Source organism: Bradyrhizobium sp. STM 3562, from assembly GCF_045571435.1.
In the GTDB taxonomy this organism is placed as follows: domain Bacteria; phylum Pseudomonadota; class Alphaproteobacteria; order Rhizobiales; family Xanthobacteraceae; genus Bradyrhizobium.
Genome location: NZ_CP120694.1, coordinates 6,549,439 through 6,563,914, shown reverse-complemented (window position 1 = coordinate 6,563,914; position 14,476 = coordinate 6,549,439). Strand labels below are relative to the sequence as shown.

At 63.0% G+C, this 14,476-nt stretch carries 15 protein-coding genes; 9 read left to right on the top strand and 6 right to left on the bottom strand.

Annotation, left to right across the window (positions count from 1 at the left end; genetic code table 11):
- Window positions 1-21 precede the first annotated feature (21 nt).
- The 3 genes from P6U23_RS30220 to P6U23_RS30210 are packed head-to-tail and all read left to right on the top strand — an operon-like array spanning window position 22 to window position 2,235.
- Window positions 22-942 carry a DUF692 domain-containing protein gene (locus P6U23_RS30220; RefSeq protein ID WP_407176033.1) on the top strand — a complete coding sequence of 307 codons (921 nt, stop codon included), beginning with the start codon at window positions 22-24 and terminating at the stop codon, window positions 940-942.
- Window positions 929-1,717, top strand: coding sequence for a putative DNA-binding domain-containing protein (locus P6U23_RS30215; protein WP_407176032.1), 789 nt, complete (start codon window positions 929-931; stop codon window positions 1,715-1,717). The genes P6U23_RS30220 and P6U23_RS30215 overlap by 14 nt, the downstream gene beginning before the upstream one ends.
- Window positions 1,717-2,235 (top strand): DoxX family protein, encoded by a 519-nt coding sequence (locus P6U23_RS30210; protein ID WP_407181637.1) that lies wholly within the window; start codon window positions 1,717-1,719, stop codon window positions 2,233-2,235. The genes P6U23_RS30215 and P6U23_RS30210 overlap by 1 nt, the downstream gene beginning before the upstream one ends.
- Window positions 2,236-2,261: 26 nt before the next feature.
- On the opposite strand, the gene glgA is transcribed toward P6U23_RS30210, so the two are convergent.
- Window positions 2,262-3,650 (bottom strand): glycogen synthase GlgA, encoded by a 1,389-nt coding sequence (glgA, locus tag P6U23_RS30205; RefSeq protein ID WP_407181636.1) that lies wholly within the window; start codon window positions 3,648-3,650, stop codon window positions 2,262-2,264.
- Window positions 3,651-3,880: 230 nt separating this feature from the next.
- Between glgA and P6U23_RS30200 the strand changes: the two genes are divergently transcribed.
- The 4 genes from P6U23_RS30200 to P6U23_RS30185 all read left to right on the top strand — a co-directional run bounded on the left by P6U23_RS30200 (window position 3,881) and on the right by P6U23_RS30185 (window position 8,794).
- Complete coding sequence (locus P6U23_RS30200; RefSeq protein WP_407176031.1) at window positions 3,881-5,080, top strand: CaiB/BaiF CoA transferase family protein; 1,200 nt, start codon at window positions 3,881-3,883, stop codon at window positions 5,078-5,080.
- Window positions 5,081-5,216: 136 nt separating this feature from the next.
- Complete coding sequence (locus tag P6U23_RS30195) at window positions 5,217-6,284, top strand: alcohol dehydrogenase (protein ID WP_407176030.1); 1,068 nt, start codon at window positions 5,217-5,219, stop codon at window positions 6,282-6,284.
- Between the two features lie 201 nt (window positions 6,285-6,485).
- Window positions 6,486-7,631 carry an IS4 family transposase gene (locus tag P6U23_RS30190; RefSeq protein ID WP_407176029.1) on the top strand — a complete coding sequence of 382 codons (1,146 nt, stop codon included), beginning with the start codon at window positions 6,486-6,488 and terminating at the stop codon, window positions 7,629-7,631.
- A gap of 83 nt (window positions 7,632-7,714) precedes the next feature.
- On the top strand, window positions 7,715-8,794 hold the full coding sequence (locus tag P6U23_RS30185) for an isocitrate/isopropylmalate dehydrogenase family protein (RefSeq protein WP_407176028.1): 1,080 nt from the start codon (window positions 7,715-7,717) through the stop codon (window positions 8,792-8,794).
- Between the two features lie 39 nt (window positions 8,795-8,833).
- Here P6U23_RS30185 and P6U23_RS30180 read toward each other — a convergent pair whose 3' ends face one another.
- The 5 genes from P6U23_RS30180 to P6U23_RS30160 form a co-directional block, all read right to left on the bottom strand.
- Entirely contained in the window at window positions 8,834-9,217 is a 384-nt protein-coding gene (locus P6U23_RS30180) for a hypothetical protein (RefSeq protein ID WP_407176027.1), read from the bottom strand.
- 134 nt (window positions 9,218-9,351) lie between these two features.
- The gene (locus tag P6U23_RS30175; RefSeq protein WP_407176026.1) at window positions 9,352-9,615 is read right to left on the bottom strand and encodes a hypothetical protein; all 264 of its coding nucleotides are present in this window, start codon (window positions 9,613-9,615) and stop codon (window positions 9,352-9,354) included.
- A 139-nt stretch (window positions 9,616-9,754) separates the two neighbouring features.
- Window positions 9,755-10,573 carry an enoyl-CoA hydratase gene (locus P6U23_RS30170; protein ID WP_407176025.1) on the bottom strand — a complete coding sequence of 273 codons (819 nt, stop codon included), beginning with the start codon at window positions 10,571-10,573 and terminating at the stop codon, window positions 9,755-9,757.
- A 325-nt stretch (window positions 10,574-10,898) separates the two neighbouring features.
- Window positions 10,899-11,846 (bottom strand): IS630 family transposase, encoded by a 948-nt coding sequence (locus P6U23_RS30165; protein ID WP_407176024.1) that lies wholly within the window; start codon window positions 11,844-11,846, stop codon window positions 10,899-10,901.
- A gap of 290 nt (window positions 11,847-12,136) precedes the next feature.
- Window positions 12,137-12,532 carry a helix-turn-helix domain-containing protein gene (locus tag P6U23_RS30160; protein WP_024511487.1) on the bottom strand — a complete coding sequence of 132 codons (396 nt, stop codon included), beginning with the start codon at window positions 12,530-12,532 and terminating at the stop codon, window positions 12,137-12,139.
- A 706-nt stretch (window positions 12,533-13,238) separates the two neighbouring features.
- Here P6U23_RS30160 and P6U23_RS30155 point away from each other — a divergent pair.
- The gene (locus P6U23_RS30155; RefSeq protein WP_407176023.1) at window positions 13,239-13,466 is read left to right on the top strand and encodes a hypothetical protein; all 228 of its coding nucleotides are present in this window, start codon (window positions 13,239-13,241) and stop codon (window positions 13,464-13,466) included.
- Window positions 13,467-13,711: 245 nt separating this feature from the next.
- A complete protein-coding gene (locus tag P6U23_RS30150; protein WP_407176022.1) occupies window positions 13,712-14,446 on the top strand; it encodes a cytochrome c biogenesis CcdA family protein in 735 nt (244 codons plus the stop codon).
- Window positions 14,447-14,476 lie beyond the last annotated feature (30 nt).

Sequence of the window (14,476 nt, the reverse complement as noted above, 5' to 3'; positions counted from 1 at the left end):
TGCTGGAAAGCGGAGACGGATATGAGCTTAACGGTCAGTCCTTCGGCGTTTGCGCCTACTCCTCTCCGCTTTCCGGCTTTTTCAGTCGATGGCCTTGCAGGGACGAGCTTCAAGCCCCAGCACCTCTCCGCAATCCTTGGCGAGGGCAAACAGCGCGGCTTCTTCGAAATTCACGCCGAAAATTATATGGGGGAGGGCGGAGCTCCTCATCGGGCGCTGGAAGCGGTGCGTCGCGACCATCCGGTCTCGCTGCACGGCGTCTGCATGTCCATCGGCGGACCGCAACCGCTCGACAGGAAGCATTTGGCGCGCTTCCGAACGCTTGTCGAGCGCTATGAGCCGGCTCTGGTCTCCGAGCATCTGGCGTGGTCGACGCACCAGACCACCTATTTCAACGATCTCCTGCCGCTGCCCTACACCGAGGCCACGCTACGCCTGGTCTGTGACCACATCGACGAGGTGCAGGAGGCGATCCGCAGGCCCTTGCTGCTCGAAAACCCCGCTACCTATCTCGCTTTCCGCGAATCGACCATGGGCGAGTCCGAATTCATCCGCCGCATCGCCCAGCGCACCGGTTGCGGCCTGCTGCTCGATATCAACAACGTCTTCGTCTCCGCGACCAATCACGGCTTCTCAGCACTGGACTATCTCTCCGCCTTTCCGCTCGCGTTCGTCGGCGAGATACATCTGGCCGGTCATGCCGAGCAGGGTGACGATGAAGGCGCCCTGCTGCTGATCGACAGCCATGATGCGCCTGTTGGGGACGCGGTATGGAAGCTGTTTGAGATCGTCATCGGACGGTGTGGACCCGTTCCGACATTGATCGAGTGGGATAGCAACATTCCCGACTGGCCGATCCTGAAGGCCGAGTCTGCTGCAGCTCAGGCAATCATTGACCGTTACGCAGCCATCGCGCGGAAGGATCGCCATGCTGTCGCTTGAAGACGCTCGCGAGCCAAGCTACGCGAGCGCCTTGACGCTGGGGCTCCTCGATCCGGGCCAGCCAACGCCGCTCGCCGTTACCGGTCCTGGTGGCAAGGCTGCAGCCAGGCGTTACAACGTCTACCGCAACAATGTCACGGTCAGCCTCATCGACGCACTCGCTGCGATCTATCCCGCGGTCCAGCGTATCACCGGCGTCGACTTCTTCCGCGCCATGGCGCGCGTCCATATTCGCAGAAATCCGCCGACCTCGCCGCTGCTGTTCGAATATGGACGTGATTTCCCGGCCTTCATCGATGAGTACGAATATGCCCGCGCGATGCCATGGCTTGCCGACACCGCGCGGATCGAACGGGCCTGGCTCGACGCCTATCATGCCGCCGATGCCGCGCCGCTGTCGCCGGCTGCGTTGGCCGTGCTCCCGTCGGATCGCACGGCCGATGTTGTCTTTACCGTCCACCCGGCAACCCGGATCGTTCGGTCGCGTTTCTCGGCGCTGACGATCTTCGCCGCCAACCGCGGCGACGATCCTGTAGGCGCGATCGATGCCTCTTCGCCGGAAGATGCCCTGATTACAAGACCCGATATCGATGTCGTCGTCAGGCGCCTGCCGCCGGGTGGGGCCGTATTGCTGTTGGACCTGATCTCCGGACGACCGCTCGGCGAAGCGGCTGCTTCGGCGCTGCAGGTGTCGCCCTCGTTCGATATCGCTTCCGCCATCGCAGGGATGATCGAGGCCGGCGCATTCACCATGGCCACCCTTGGAGACGCATGATGCTCAGTGATCAACGAACTGCCGCTGTCGAGCCGTTGCAATTGGTGGTAGGACTGGTCGACAGAGCGAGCGGCGTAGTGCAGACGGTGGCATCGCCTTCCCTGGTTCAGCTCGTGATGCGCGTGGCACTCGCGGTGCCGTTCTGGCGCTCCGGCATCCTCAAATGGGACGGTTTTCTGCGGTTGAGCGACACCGCCGTGACGCTGTTTACCGACGAGTTCATGCTGCACCTGCCGGGCGGCCCCTACCATTTTCCGGCACCGACCGTGGTGGCCTTTCTCTCGGGATCGGGGGAGATCGTGTTTCCGGTTCTACTGGTGCTCGGGCTTGCCACCCGCTTTGCCGGGCTCGGATTGCTGCTGATGACGGCCATTGTCGAACTCACGGTGCCCGATGGCTGGCCGATCCATCTTACATGGGCGGCGATGGCGCTCGGCATCATGGTGTGGGGACCGGGCCGGATCTCCATCGACTATCTGCTGCGCCGGTTCCTGCAGCTACCGGAGGATCGCCATTAGGCGCGCGGCGAAAGGCAGGCGCCGCCTTACGGCAACACCAGCTTTCGGTACAGCGCGCTGTAGCAGGCGGCCGACAGGCTCCAACTGAAACTGCGTGCCATGGCGCTGCGGCGCATGGAGTCGAGGCGGTCTTTGGCGGTGAAGGCGGCAAACGCCCGGCGGATGCCGCCGAGAAACGACTCGGCCGACGGCTGTTCGAACAAGAATCCGGTTTCGCCGTCGGTGATGGTTTCGGCGAGCCCGCCGGTCTGGCGGCCGATCGGCAGCGAGCCGAAACGCTGCGCATACATCTGGCTCAGTCCGCAAGGTTCGAAGCGCGACGGCATCAGGGTGAAATCGCTGCCGGCAAAGATGCGTCGGGCCTGCGCATCGTTAAAGCCGATCGCGACCGCGATTGCATCCGGCCTGCGCCGATGCGCATCCACCAGCGCCTGCTCGAATTGCATCTCGCCGGAGCCTGTCACCACGATCTGGCCGCCGGCTTCGACGATTTCGTCGGCGGCCGAGAGCACGAGGTCGATGCCCTTCTGGTGCACGAGCCGCGCGACCAGGCCAAACATCGGGCCGCGCGAGACGGCGAGCCCGAACTGCTTGCGCACATAGTCGGCATTGGCCTGCTTGCCCTCCCAGTCGCCGGCGCCGAACGGTTGCGCCAGTTGCGCGCAGAAGCGCGGATCCCAGCTTTCGTCGATGCCGTTGAGAATACCGGTGAGCTGCGCGGCCTCCGAGCGGATGCGCAACAGGCCTTCCAATCCGCAGCCGAACTCGGCGCTCGTGATCTCCTTCGCATAGGTCGCGCTGACCGTCGTCAAATGCGAGGCGTAGACGAGGCCGCCCTTGAGGAAGGACAGCTTGTCGTAGAACTCGAGCCCGTCGATATGGAAGACGTTGTCGGGTGCGCCGATCCGGCGCAACGATTCCTTCGGGAAGAGACCCTGATAGGCGAGGTTATGAATGGTCAGAATGGTGGGGATCCCGGCGCTGCGCCAGGCGAGATAGGCCGGCACCAGCGCAGCCTGCCAATCATTGGCGTGGACGAGGTCGGCTGCCCAATTCTTGTCCAGCTTGCCCATCGCAAGTTCGGCAGCGGCGGAGGCGAGGCGACCGAAACGGATGTCGTTGTCCGGCCAGTCGCGCCCTTGTTCGTCGCCGTAAGGATTGCCCGGCCGATCGTAGAGCTCCGGGCAAAGCAGCAGGTAGATCGGCAGGCCGTCCTTGGTCGACGAACGGCCGAGCGTGCAGGCCGGCATCTGTGCGAACGGAGCGCACTGGCCAACGATCTGAATATGCGTGAACTGTTCGACGACGTCCCGGTATCCCGGAAGGAGGATGCGCACGTCGCTCCACGGGCGCAGCGCCCGGGGAAGGGCGGCGGAAACGGCGGCCAGTCCGCCTACGCGGACGAAGTCGTCCATCTCCGTCGTGACAAAAAGGACCTTCAAACAATGCCCCGTACGAGTGCCCCGTTGCCGAGGGTCGCGCTGTCAGATGCTGCCATGCAAGAAAAGGTCCAGTTTCTCTCAATTCAAAGCTGCGCGCCGAAAGCCCGTGCGGCGGAAAGCTTCCCCAACAGGATTTCAAGCCTTAGGGTCGCTTGCGCCGCGCGCCTCGAAGGCGAGCGTTTTGAGTCTAGGGAGACTTGAGAATGACCATAACGAAAAACGATGAGGGCCATTTGACAGGTTGCCTTGCCGGCCTTCGCGTTCTCGATTTTTCGACCACGATCGCAGGCCCGCATTGTGCGCGCATGCTTGCCGACATGGGCGCCGAGGTGATCAAGATCGAAGCGGTCGAAGGCGAGACCATGCGCAGTCGTCCTCCCGTGCGCAACGGATACTCGACCGCGTTCGGTCAGCTCAATGCGGGCAAGAAGAGCCTGGTGCTGGACCTGAAGTCGCCCGAAGGCATCGAGGCGGTGCGGCGGCTGGTCGCAAGCGCCGATATCCTGGTCGAGAATTTCCGGCCGGGCGTGATGCGGCGGCTCAGGCTCGATTACGATGCGCTACATCAGCTCAACGAGCGGCTGATCTATTGCTCGATCTCCGGCTATGGCCAGAATGGGCCATCGGCCGAACTGCCAGCCTATGCGCCGGTCATCCATGCCGCGTCCGGCTATGACATGGCGCATCTGGCCTATCAGCCCGGCCGCGAGCGGCCGGACTATTGCGGCATCTACCATGCCGATGTCTTGACCGGCGTCTATGCCTTCGGAGCGATTTCGGCGGCGCTGTACCAGCGCAGCCAGACCGGGCGCGGCCAGCATATCGACGTGTCGATGCTGGAATCGATGCTGAGCCTGACGCTCAACGAGGTGCAGTGGTCGCAATTCCCGGTGAAGCAGACTTCGCGTCCGCTGTTCGGGCCGATCGAAACGGCGGACGGCTATGTCATGGTCGCGGTCGCCAGCGAAAAAACCTTTCAGAGCCTCGTGAAGGTGATCGGCCACCCCGAATGGGTCGGCGATCCCCGCTTTGCGCTCTACGCCGATCGCCGCAACAACTGGGCCGATTTGATGGACGGCGTGGAGGCCTGGTCGCGCACCGTGACGACGGAACAATGCCTGGCCGAGTTGAACAAGGAAGGCGTCCCCTCATCCGCCTACCGCACCGTCGCGCAAGCCTTGGCCGATCCGCAGCTTGCCCATCGCGGCGCGCTGGCGGAGGTGGAGGATGGCGGCGGTGCCTTCAAGGTGCTCAACCTGCCGTTCCGGATGTCGGGTGCGAGGGTCGCGGCCGGCCGGCGGATCGCCGCGCTTGGCGAGCACACGAGCCTACTGCTCCAGGAGGCCGGCCTTTCCGAACAGAAGATTGCGGCCCTTTCAGGCAAGCAGGCTGCGGCCGAATAGCGGCGCAGGCCCGCATGGGAGGCAATACGGCCCTTGCCTTGCCACGGGGCTTTGTTCTCAATAAGCAGGTTCGCGCGGTCAGCGCCGTCGGCGCAGTGGCTTTAAAGCAAAAGAGCAAGAAGACGGGAGAGGAATCATGAGGAGTTTCCAGGTTGCCGATTTCCACGCGCCCCTAAAAGAGGTGGAGCAGCCGACGCCGCAGCCCTCGGGGACGCAGGTGCTGATCAAGGTCAAGGCGGCCGGCGTCTGCCACAGCGATCTGCACATCTGGGAAGGCGGCTACGATCTCGGCCACGGCCGCAAGCCGCTGTCCTTGAAGGATCGCGGCGTGTCGCTGCCGCGTACCATGGGCCATGAGACGGTCGGCGAGATCCTCGCCTTCGGGCCGGATGTGAAGGAGGCCGACAAGGGCGATCTGAAGGTCGGCGATATCGCGCTGGTCTATCCCTGGCTCGGCTGCGGCCAATGCACGACCTGTGTTGCCGGCGACGAGAACATGTGCCTGCGGCCGCAATCGCTCGGCGTCTATTGCGACGGCGGCTATGCCGATCACATGACGGTGCGGCATCCAAAGTATCTGTTGAACCTGAAGGGCCTCGATCCCGTCACCACCGCGCCCTACGCCTGCTCGGGCGTGACCACCTACAGCGCGCTGAAAAAGGTCGAGAAAGACTTCAATACGCCGATCGTGATCTTCGGCGCCGGCGGGCTCGGCCTGATGGCGCTGTCGCTATTGAAGGCGATGGGGGGCAGAGGCGCCATCGTCGTCGATATCGACGCGCGCAAGCGCGAGGCGGCGGAGAAGGCCGGCGCGCTCGCGACCGTCGACGGCAGCGCCCCGGATGCGCTAGAGCAATTGACGAAAAAGGCGGGCGAGCCGATCCGCGCGGTGATCGATCTTGTCGGCAATGCCGCCACCACCCAGCTCGGCTTTGACTGCCTGACCAAGGGCGGCAAGCTCGTGATCGTCGGCCTGTTCGGCGGCGGCGCGCCGTGGGCGCTGCCGCTGATTCCGATCAAGGCGATCACCATCCAGGGCAGCTACGTCGGAAACCTGCGCGAGACGCAGGAATTGCTCGATCTCGTCCGCGCCAAGAAGATCCCGCCGATCCCGGTGACGACGCTGCCGCTCGCCAAGGCCAACGATGCGCTGGTCGATTTGCAGAAGGGACGCCTGGTCGGCCGCGCGGTGTTGGTGCCTTAGGGCTTCCGCTGCCGCCTTAACATCATGGCCGGGCTTGACCCGGCCATCCACGTCTTCTCGGCGAGCCCGTGGTAATACGTGGGTGCCCGGGACAAGCCCACGGCTGTCCGGTTTAGAATTTGTGGACAAGGCGCATGGCGTTGATTCTAGTCTGTTCTGGACGTCTGCAAGCGTTCCGGGACACGACAGGAGATCAGCGCCATGCCGCATCACAATACAGTATTCCGCGAGGTTCTGAAGCTCGTGCCGTGGCATCGGTTTGAAGCGCTTGTGGAAGGACATGATGCGGATGCGCGCGTGCGGCGGCTGCCGACCAAGGTGCAGTTCCTGGCATTGCTGTACGGCCAACTTTCGGGGGCGGCGGGGCTGCGCGAGATTGTGACGGCTCTTTCGAGCCATGAGGCGCGGCTCTACCACCTTGGCGCAGCGCCGGTCCGGCGATCAACTTTGTCCGACGCCAACGCCAACCGGCCTTTCACGGTGTTTACCGGGCTGCTGGAGTTGATGATGAAGCAGGCCCACCGTGGCTTGCGCCGCAATATGGCCGAGGCGGTCTATCTGATCGATGCCACCAGCGTGCGGCTGAACAGATATAGTGCCGACTGGGCGCAGTTTTCGGCCGGCGTCTGCGGCGCCAAGGTGCATGTGATCTACGACGCCGACGCCGATCAGCCGATCTATGCGGCGGTCACCGCGGCCAATGTCAACGATATCACGGCAGCCCATCAGATGCCGGTCGAGCCGGGTGCGACCTATGTCTTCGATCTCGGCTATTACGACTATCTTTGGTGGGCCGCGCTTGATGCCGCCGGATGCCGGATCGTCACCCGCTTCAAATCCAATACGCCGCTGGACGTCATCGAGGAGCTTGCGGTCGTTCCCACCAGCAACATCCTCTCCGACCGTATCGGCTTCTTGCCCGCGCGCCAGGCCAAGAGCCGCCGCAATCCGATGCAGGATGCCGTGCGCGAGGTGCGGGTCAGGACCGACACCGGCAAGGTCCTGCGCATCCTGTCGAACGATCTCGATGCCCCCGCCGAGGAAATCGCCGAGCTCTATCGCCGGCGCTGGGCCATCGAGCTGTTCTTCCGCTGGGTCAAGCAAACCTTGAAGATCACCCGCTTCGTCGGCACCTCCGAGAATGCGGTGCGCATCCAGATCGCCGTCGCTCTGATCGCCTTCCTGCTGCTACGTCTGGCTCAAGCTGCCCAAAAAGCCGTCCGAAGCCCGCTCGTCTTCGCCAGGTTGGTCCGCGCCAACCTCTTGCACCGCAGATCAATCCACAATCTGCTCGATCCGCCACCGCTCCTTCAAGATCAGCAACAGATGAGCCTTGCTCTATGCTAACTCTCAACCGGACAGCCGTGGGACAAGCCCGGGCATGACGGAGGCCTCCAACTTCGTTCGAACAATATCTCCTGAGGAATCCCATGTCCGCCAACAACGCGCTCCATATCGCCGTGCTGCCTGGTGACGGCATCGGGCCCGAAGTGATGGCGCCCGCTCTGGAGGTCTTGCGCAAGGTCGCGGCGAAATCGGATCTGAAATTTCGCTTCACCGAGGCGCCGGCCGGAGCCAACCATTATCGCGAAACCGGCAAGTCGATGCCGGATTCCACCCTCAAGCTGTGCGAGGAGGCGGACGCGATCCTGCTCGGCGCCTGCGGGCTGCCATCGGTGCGCTATCCCGACAATACCGAGATCGCGCCGCAGATCGAGCTGCGCTTTCACTTCGATCTCTATGCCGGCGTGCGTCCGGCGCGGCTCATTCCGGGCGTACCCAGCCCGATCCTCGGCGCGGATGCGCGCGGCATCGACCTGGTGCTGATCCGCGAGTCCACGGAAGGACTGTTCGCGTCGATGGGCAAGGGCGTGGTCACGTATGATGAGGCCCGTGAGACGCTTCTCATCACGCGCAAGACCTCGGAGCGACTGTTCGAGTTTTCCTTCAAGCTCGCCGAGCGGCGGCGCGCGCGGGGGCGTGGCGGGATCTTGACCTGCGTCGACAAGGCCAATGTGTTCAAGGCCTTCGCCTTCTTTCGCGAGATGTTCGATGAGGCGGCTCAACGTCATCGGCAAGTGAAAGCCGAACACCTCTATGTCGATGCTTGCTCGGCCATGCTGGTCAAGCGGCCCTGGGATTTCGACGTCATGGTGACGGAGAACATGTTCGGCGACATCCTCTCCGATCTCACCGCCGGCCTCATCGGTGGCATGGGCATGGCGCCGTCAGCCGACATCGGCGATCGCCATGCGGTGTTCCAGCCGTGTCACGGCACCGCGCCCGACATCATGGGGCAGGGCAAGGCCAACCCCACCGCGATGATCCTCTCAGCCGCGATGATGCTGGACTGGCTTGCGGACAGGCATGGCCTCACGAGCGCGGCCGATGCGGGCGAACGTATCGAGCGCGCGGTCGACAAGGCCTATGCCGATGGCATCAAGCCCATTGAATTTGGCGGCAGCAACGGAACGGCCGATATTGCCGAAGCGGTGCTGGCGGCGCTGTAGCGTGAGCGGCGATCGAAAGGGGCTTGGCGCCCGATCTGATCACCAGCCCCAACTATTCCAGCCGCCACCCCAGCCCCAACCTGGCTGCGGGCCCCAGACCGGCCGCGGACCCCAGGCTGGGCGTGGGCCCCACGCCGGGCCCGGAGCGAAGGCATAGGAGCGGCGCCAGCCCGGCCCCAAGGCATAGGTGCGGCGCCAGCCGGGACGCCACACGCGGCGCGGACCCCAGGCCACGCGCGGACCGGTACGCCAGCAGCGACCAAAGCGATTGCAGACCAAGCGGACCTGTTCGACGTTTGCAGTCTGGCCGGTGATCTGCTTGGCCTGAGGAAGGCCGTTTGGCATCGCGGCGGCAGCCGGACCGGCGGTGAGCGCGACGCCGCCGAGCGCGGTCAAGCCAACAACAACAGCTTTCAGTTTCATGGGCTGTCTCCCTTGTTGGAGACTCCAAGAACCAGCAAAACAGCTTTTGGTTGCAGCGCCGACGTTGCGAAAGCGCTGCTCGCACTCCAGTCCGCTTGCGTCAAAAAGAGAGGGGGCTTGCGCCCCCTCACGTTCTAATACCAGTGGTGCCAACGATGCCAGCGGTGCCACCGCCAGTACGGGCGTGGACCGTAGTAGCCGTAGGCGCCATACCAGTTCGGACGCCAGAAGCAGCGGCCCCAAGGATTGCAGACCCAGCGGGCCTCCTGGATGTTTGCGCTCTGGCCGATGATCTGGCCGGCTTGCGGAATGCCATTTGGCATGGCGAAAGCCGAACCTGCACTGAATGCGACGCCGCCAAGTGCGGCCAAAGCAATGAAAGCAGATTTCACGTTCATGGATGTCTCCTCCTCCGAGACTCCAGAACTTCTGCGAGATCAGTTAGTTGCGGTGCTGTCGCGATACTGTCCGCGATTTAATCTACCTGAACATCGGTTCAGCCAAGCGCGGTTCAGGCTTTTCGAGTGCATCGCGCCGCTACCGTCCCTGGAATTGCGGCTTGCGCTTTTCCATGAAAGCGCGGCGGCCTTCGCGAAAATCCTCGCTATCCATGCAGGCGATGCCGATGTCCTTGATCGCCGCCATGTCGCGATCGCCGGAGTCCTTCAGCACTTGCGCAATGGTGATCTTAGCGGCCTTGATCGCCAGCGGCGCATTGTGGGAGATGGCGCGCGCGATCTCCATGGTCGCATTCCACAGCTCGCCGTCGGGGAGCACGCGCTCGACCAGGCCGATGCGCAGCGCCTCCGAAGCATCGATCCGCATGCCCGTGTACATCAGAAGCCGCGCCCAGGACGGCCCCACCAGCGAGACCAGATGCTTGAGCCCATCATAGCCATAGGCGATGCCGAGCTTGGCCGCGGGAATGCCGAACTGGCTGTCGTCCGCGGCGATGCGGATGTCGGCGAGCATCGCCACCAGCATGCCGCCGCCGAGGCAGAACCCGCGGATGCACGCGATCGTCGGCTTCGGGTAGTCGGCGAGCAGGGCCCTTTGTGCGGCGCTGCGCCTGGAATATTCCTCCGAGGCTTGCGCGTTGTGCCGCTCCTTCTCGAACTGGCTGATGTCGGCGCCGGAGACAAACGCCTTGTCGCCGGCGCCGGTGAGGATCACGACGCGCACGTCAGGATCATCGCGCAATTCGGTCAGCGCGAGGCCGAGCCCCTCCCACATCGCAAGCGACATCGCATTGCGCTTGTCCGGATTGTTGAAGGTGATGACGCCGATGCCGCCCGTGATCTCCTGCAGGATCTTGCCGTCGGCGTAGGACTTGGACTTGTGGGGCGTATCCAGCATGAAAGCGGCTTTCGCTAAAGGAAGGGCCGGCCCTCAGTGAAGGCCAGCCGAAGCTTAGCTCATCGGCCGCCGGGCCAGGGATGATTTATATGCACCGCTGAGCTGCCGTCCTCGCGAGGGAGCTTGCATCGACCGCGCCAGATGCGGTCAGCGGACCACCGAAAGATGCTTGGCGAGGATGGCCGCGTTGCGCATGCAGGCTAGGCATAACGTCCCGAATCCTGCCGCACCAAATGCGCCGACGATGGCCGGGCTCACACTGTTGCGTGATCATAAATTTGCGGCCGCGCATAACGCTGCGGCGCGCGAGAGCGGCTAGAGCGTTTCACGATTTGGCGGAAGCGTAACCTGCGTTGGCGAAATAGTTGCTGCATTCGCGGGGCTGGATAGTTGTGACGAGGTCGCCGATGCAACGCCAAGTGTCTTCGATGGTGCGCTTCTGGGCGATGCGCATCCAATGCTTGATCTTGGCAAAGGCCTGCTCGATCGGATTGAGATCTGGTGAGTAAGGCGGCAGGTACCAGAGCCTGGCGCCGGCGCCGCGGATGATGCGGCGCAGAGCGGCCGACTTATGGCTGCCGAGATTGTCCATGATGACGATGTCGCCGGGCTTGAGAACGGGAACGAGTTGCTGTTCGACATAAGCTCGGAAGCACTCGCCGTTGATCGGCCCGTCGAAGACGCAAGGGGCCGTGAGACCATTGCAGCGCAGAGCGCCGAGAAAAGTCAGCGTTCGCCAGTGGCCGTGCGGGGCAAAACCTCGCACCCGCTCGCCCTTCGGTCCCCATCCGCGCAGCGGGGCCATGCTGGTTTTGATCCAGGTCTCGTCGATGAAAACCAGGCGCTGGGGATCCAAGCTGGCCTGCCATGACCGCCAGCGTCGCCGCCGACGCGCAACGTCAGCGCGGCCTTGCTCGAGGGCGAACAGCGTTTTTTTGAATCGCAGTCCTTCGCGCCGCAGGAATGTCCAGACCGCATTGTGCGAGACCTTGACCCCGCGCGCGGCGAGTTCGTCCTTCAGCTTGTGCAGCGTCAGATGCGGCGTCTGTCGGATCCGCTCTTTGATGAAAGCGCGGTGTGGTTCCAGCACCGGCTTGCGATGCCCGCCCATTTTGCCCGGGCTCACCGAGCCGGTCGCCCGATGGCGCTGCGACCACTTCACCACCGACGACACTGCAACACCAAACCGTGCCGCTACCGTACGGCAGCTCTCGCCAGCTGCCACCGCCGCCACCACTCGCTCTCGCAGATCATTGGAAAGAGGTCGGCTCATCAGATGCTGGCCCCCAGCCCAGCCAGCATCTTGAATCACAAACCAACCCTCAGGGGAATCCCTCCCGATTCAGCCTAGCCATGAATTGCTCTAGCGCTGAAAAGTTCTATTGGTTGGACAGCTCGAAGCCGTCACGCTCGCTCGCGGCAGGCCACTAAGGACTCCGCCGGGCGGATATGTGGCCTGGCGATGCGATCGTTTGCTGGCTGGTCGGGCAGCCTTGGTCAATCGCCATCATGGCGCAGAGGATCATGCTCGCACCCGGGGCCATCGGCCGCTCGCTGCGAGGCTTACTCTTCGTTGGCCGCGATCGATTCCATCAAGGACACGAGCTGGCGCTGAACCGTCTGATCCTTGATCTTGCTGTAGGCCCGGAGCAGCCTCAGGCTGAATGCGCTGTCGAGAAACAGCAGGCTCTCAACTTCCCGCGACTTGTTGTCGCCGTCATAGAAGAACGTGACGGGCACATCGAGCGCGGCTGCGATCTGCTGAAGGCGAGCGGCGCCGACGCGATTAACGCCCTTCTCGTACTTCTGCACCTGCTGGAAGCTGACGCCGAGCTTTTCGCCCAGCTCCGCCTGCGAGATCTTCTGTTCGACGCGCCGCAACCGGATTCGCTTACCAAGCTCAATGTCGGGTTTGCCGGCACTGCGCTGCTTCATCTTCTTCGCCGCTGATTTGTTCATTCTGGTGTTACCGTCCTTCGGTCGAAAAGCCCCTGGATCAATGGGTCAGGGGTGCACCCATATATACCGCTTTGAGTTCCCGTGAATGTATGAATTTGTTTCCAAATCACGGGTCTTCAGCGGGATTGGAGGCTCTACTTGTCCATACAACAATGTAGCGCAGCTTAAGGCTGTGCATATTGGTGCGATGGTAGTAGGACCAAGTGTCGGACCAACTCGGCTTGCGCCTCAGTGGTATTATTTTCTTGTGCGGTACAGCGTTGATGGTGACATGCCGGTCAGTGTGACCCACCGGCGTGAGCGTGTGTTTCCGTTGCGAACCGCCTCGTTCCATCAGCAACCGCATCATCGTCTCGAACTGCTAAATTGGCAGAATACTGCGCAAATCACAACCTGAACGGGTCTCTGTCGTCGCCATTTCATCGCCCATCCGTAGTCTTACGGTCGGTTTTGGGAAGTTATCGCCATGATTTTACGGTGGATTCGTGGACGTGGGGGTGCGTCGTTATTCCACGTCGGGCGTTAGGCCCCTCAGACAGGCCCTTGGTCGAAAGGATCAGGCGCGCAGGCTGCGTCGCAGCGAAATGGTATTCGAATCCTCCTGTCGCTCATGTTATCGTTGCGGAGGCTTCGACCACATCTCGCAAGCCCGGGAATGGAAACAAAGACGGTGGCGAATTCAGACGAACAATTGCTTGCGGCTCTCGTGAAGCTCGAGGAGTGCCGCGGCATGCTCGCCGCGGGCGGGAAGCGCGATACGGCCAACCTGGTCTCTGTCGCCATTCTCGATCTTCGGATGCGGCTTTACCATATCGGCGACGCCGAGCTGAAGGCGTTGTGCGAAGAGATGGCGGCGAACACGGAAGGGGGATCGCGCGAGGCGGAGCAAGCTCAGGGGTTGCATGGGCGGCCGCTGCTGCGCGTCGTGAAGTAGTTGAGACTCCTGTTGAGCGCGGCGGGCGGGCGCGATGCCGCATTTGTGATCCCGACATCCCGAATGTGAGGTCCCCATGCGCTGGAGCTCGCCCCGTTGCTTCGGTAGCTCTGGCGAGTAGCCGACAACGGCGTTCGTTGCGCAACTATCTTTATCCGTTACATGAAGCCGAATTGCTCCACCTCAAGGCTTGAACCCTCCAGGCAAGAGCCTTCAGGAATCGGGCAGGAGACATCGACAAGCGCATGATCCAGAATGTCACGATCCCGGCGGCGCTGATCGCGGGCTTGGTCAGCTTCCTTTCGCCCTGCGTGTTGCCGCTGGTGCCGCCCTACCTGGTCTATCTCACCGGCGCCACCATCGAGCATATCGAAAGCGACGAGCCGGCATCGAGCTCACGGCGCGCGGTGATGTTGTCCGCCGCCCTCTTCGTGCTCGGCTTCTCCACGGTCTTCATCCTGCTTGGCGCCAGCGCCTCCCTGATCGGCGCACTGATCCGCGCCTGGTCGGCGCAGCTTTCGATCCTGGCCGGCATCGTGATCATCCTTATGGGGCTGCATTTCCTCGGGCTGACCCGGATCGGGCTCTTGATGCGGGAAGGCCGTCTGCCCATCCCAAAGCCGGTCGGGCTGTGGGGCGCCTATGTGATGGGGCTCGCCTTTGCCTTCGGCTGGACGCCCTGCATCGGTCCGATCCTCGCGGCGATCCTGTCGATTGCAGCGGCCGAAGCCACGGTGACCAAGGGCGCCGGCCTGCTGGCGGTCTATTCCGCCGGCCTCGGCATTCCCTTCCTGATCGCGGCCCTGATGGTCGAGCAATTCTCGGCGCTGTTTGCGCGCATGAAGAAGCACCTCGTCACGGTCGAGCGCGCGATGGGAGTCCTGATGATCATCACCGGCATCGGTTTTCTGACCGGTGCGGTGTCGAGCGTCAGCATCTGGCTTCTGGAAACCTTCCCGATGCTGCAGAACATCGGCTGAAGCTGTGACGTTTGGCAGAGCCACCTTCAG

What these genes read in the sequence shown, in the direction of transcription:
- P6U23_RS30220 (WP_407176033.1), top strand. Translation starts at nt 22, where the DNA reads ATGAGCTTAACGGTCAGTCCTTCGGCGTTTGCGCCTACTCCTCTCCGC.
- P6U23_RS30215 (WP_407176032.1), top strand. Translation starts at nt 929, where the DNA reads ATGCTGTCGCTTGAAGACGCTCGCGAGCCAAGCTACGCGAGCGCCTTG.
- P6U23_RS30210 (WP_407181637.1), top strand. Translation starts at nt 1,717, where the DNA reads ATGCTCAGTGATCAACGAACTGCCGCTGTCGAGCCGTTGCAATTGGTG.
- glgA (WP_407181636.1), bottom strand. Translation starts at nt 3,650, where the DNA reads ATGGACGACTTCGTCCGCGTAGGCGGACTGGCCGCCGTTTCCGCCGCC.
- P6U23_RS30200 (WP_407176031.1), top strand. Translation starts at nt 3,881, where the DNA reads ATGACCATAACGAAAAACGATGAGGGCCATTTGACAGGTTGCCTTGCC.
- P6U23_RS30195 (WP_407176030.1), top strand. Translation starts at nt 5,217, where the DNA reads ATGAGGAGTTTCCAGGTTGCCGATTTCCACGCGCCCCTAAAAGAGGTG.
- P6U23_RS30190 (WP_407176029.1), top strand. Translation starts at nt 6,486, where the DNA reads ATGCCGCATCACAATACAGTATTCCGCGAGGTTCTGAAGCTCGTGCCG.
- P6U23_RS30185 (WP_407176028.1), top strand. Translation starts at nt 7,715, where the DNA reads ATGTCCGCCAACAACGCGCTCCATATCGCCGTGCTGCCTGGTGACGGC.
- P6U23_RS30180 (WP_407176027.1), bottom strand. Translation starts at nt 9,217, where the DNA reads ATGAAACTGAAAGCTGTTGTTGTTGGCTTGACCGCGCTCGGCGGCGTC.
- P6U23_RS30175 (WP_407176026.1), bottom strand. Translation starts at nt 9,615, where the DNA reads ATGAACGTGAAATCTGCTTTCATTGCTTTGGCCGCACTTGGCGGCGTC.
- P6U23_RS30170 (WP_407176025.1), bottom strand. Translation starts at nt 10,573, where the DNA reads ATGCTGGATACGCCCCACAAGTCCAAGTCCTACGCCGACGGCAAGATC.
- P6U23_RS30165 (WP_407176024.1), bottom strand. Translation starts at nt 11,846, where the DNA reads ATGAGCCGACCTCTTTCCAATGATCTGCGAGAGCGAGTGGTGGCGGCG.
- P6U23_RS30160 (WP_024511487.1), bottom strand. Translation starts at nt 12,532, where the DNA reads ATGAACAAATCAGCGGCGAAGAAGATGAAGCAGCGCAGTGCCGGCAAA.
- P6U23_RS30150 (WP_407176022.1), top strand. Translation starts at nt 13,712, where the DNA reads ATGATCCAGAATGTCACGATCCCGGCGGCGCTGATCGCGGGCTTGGTC.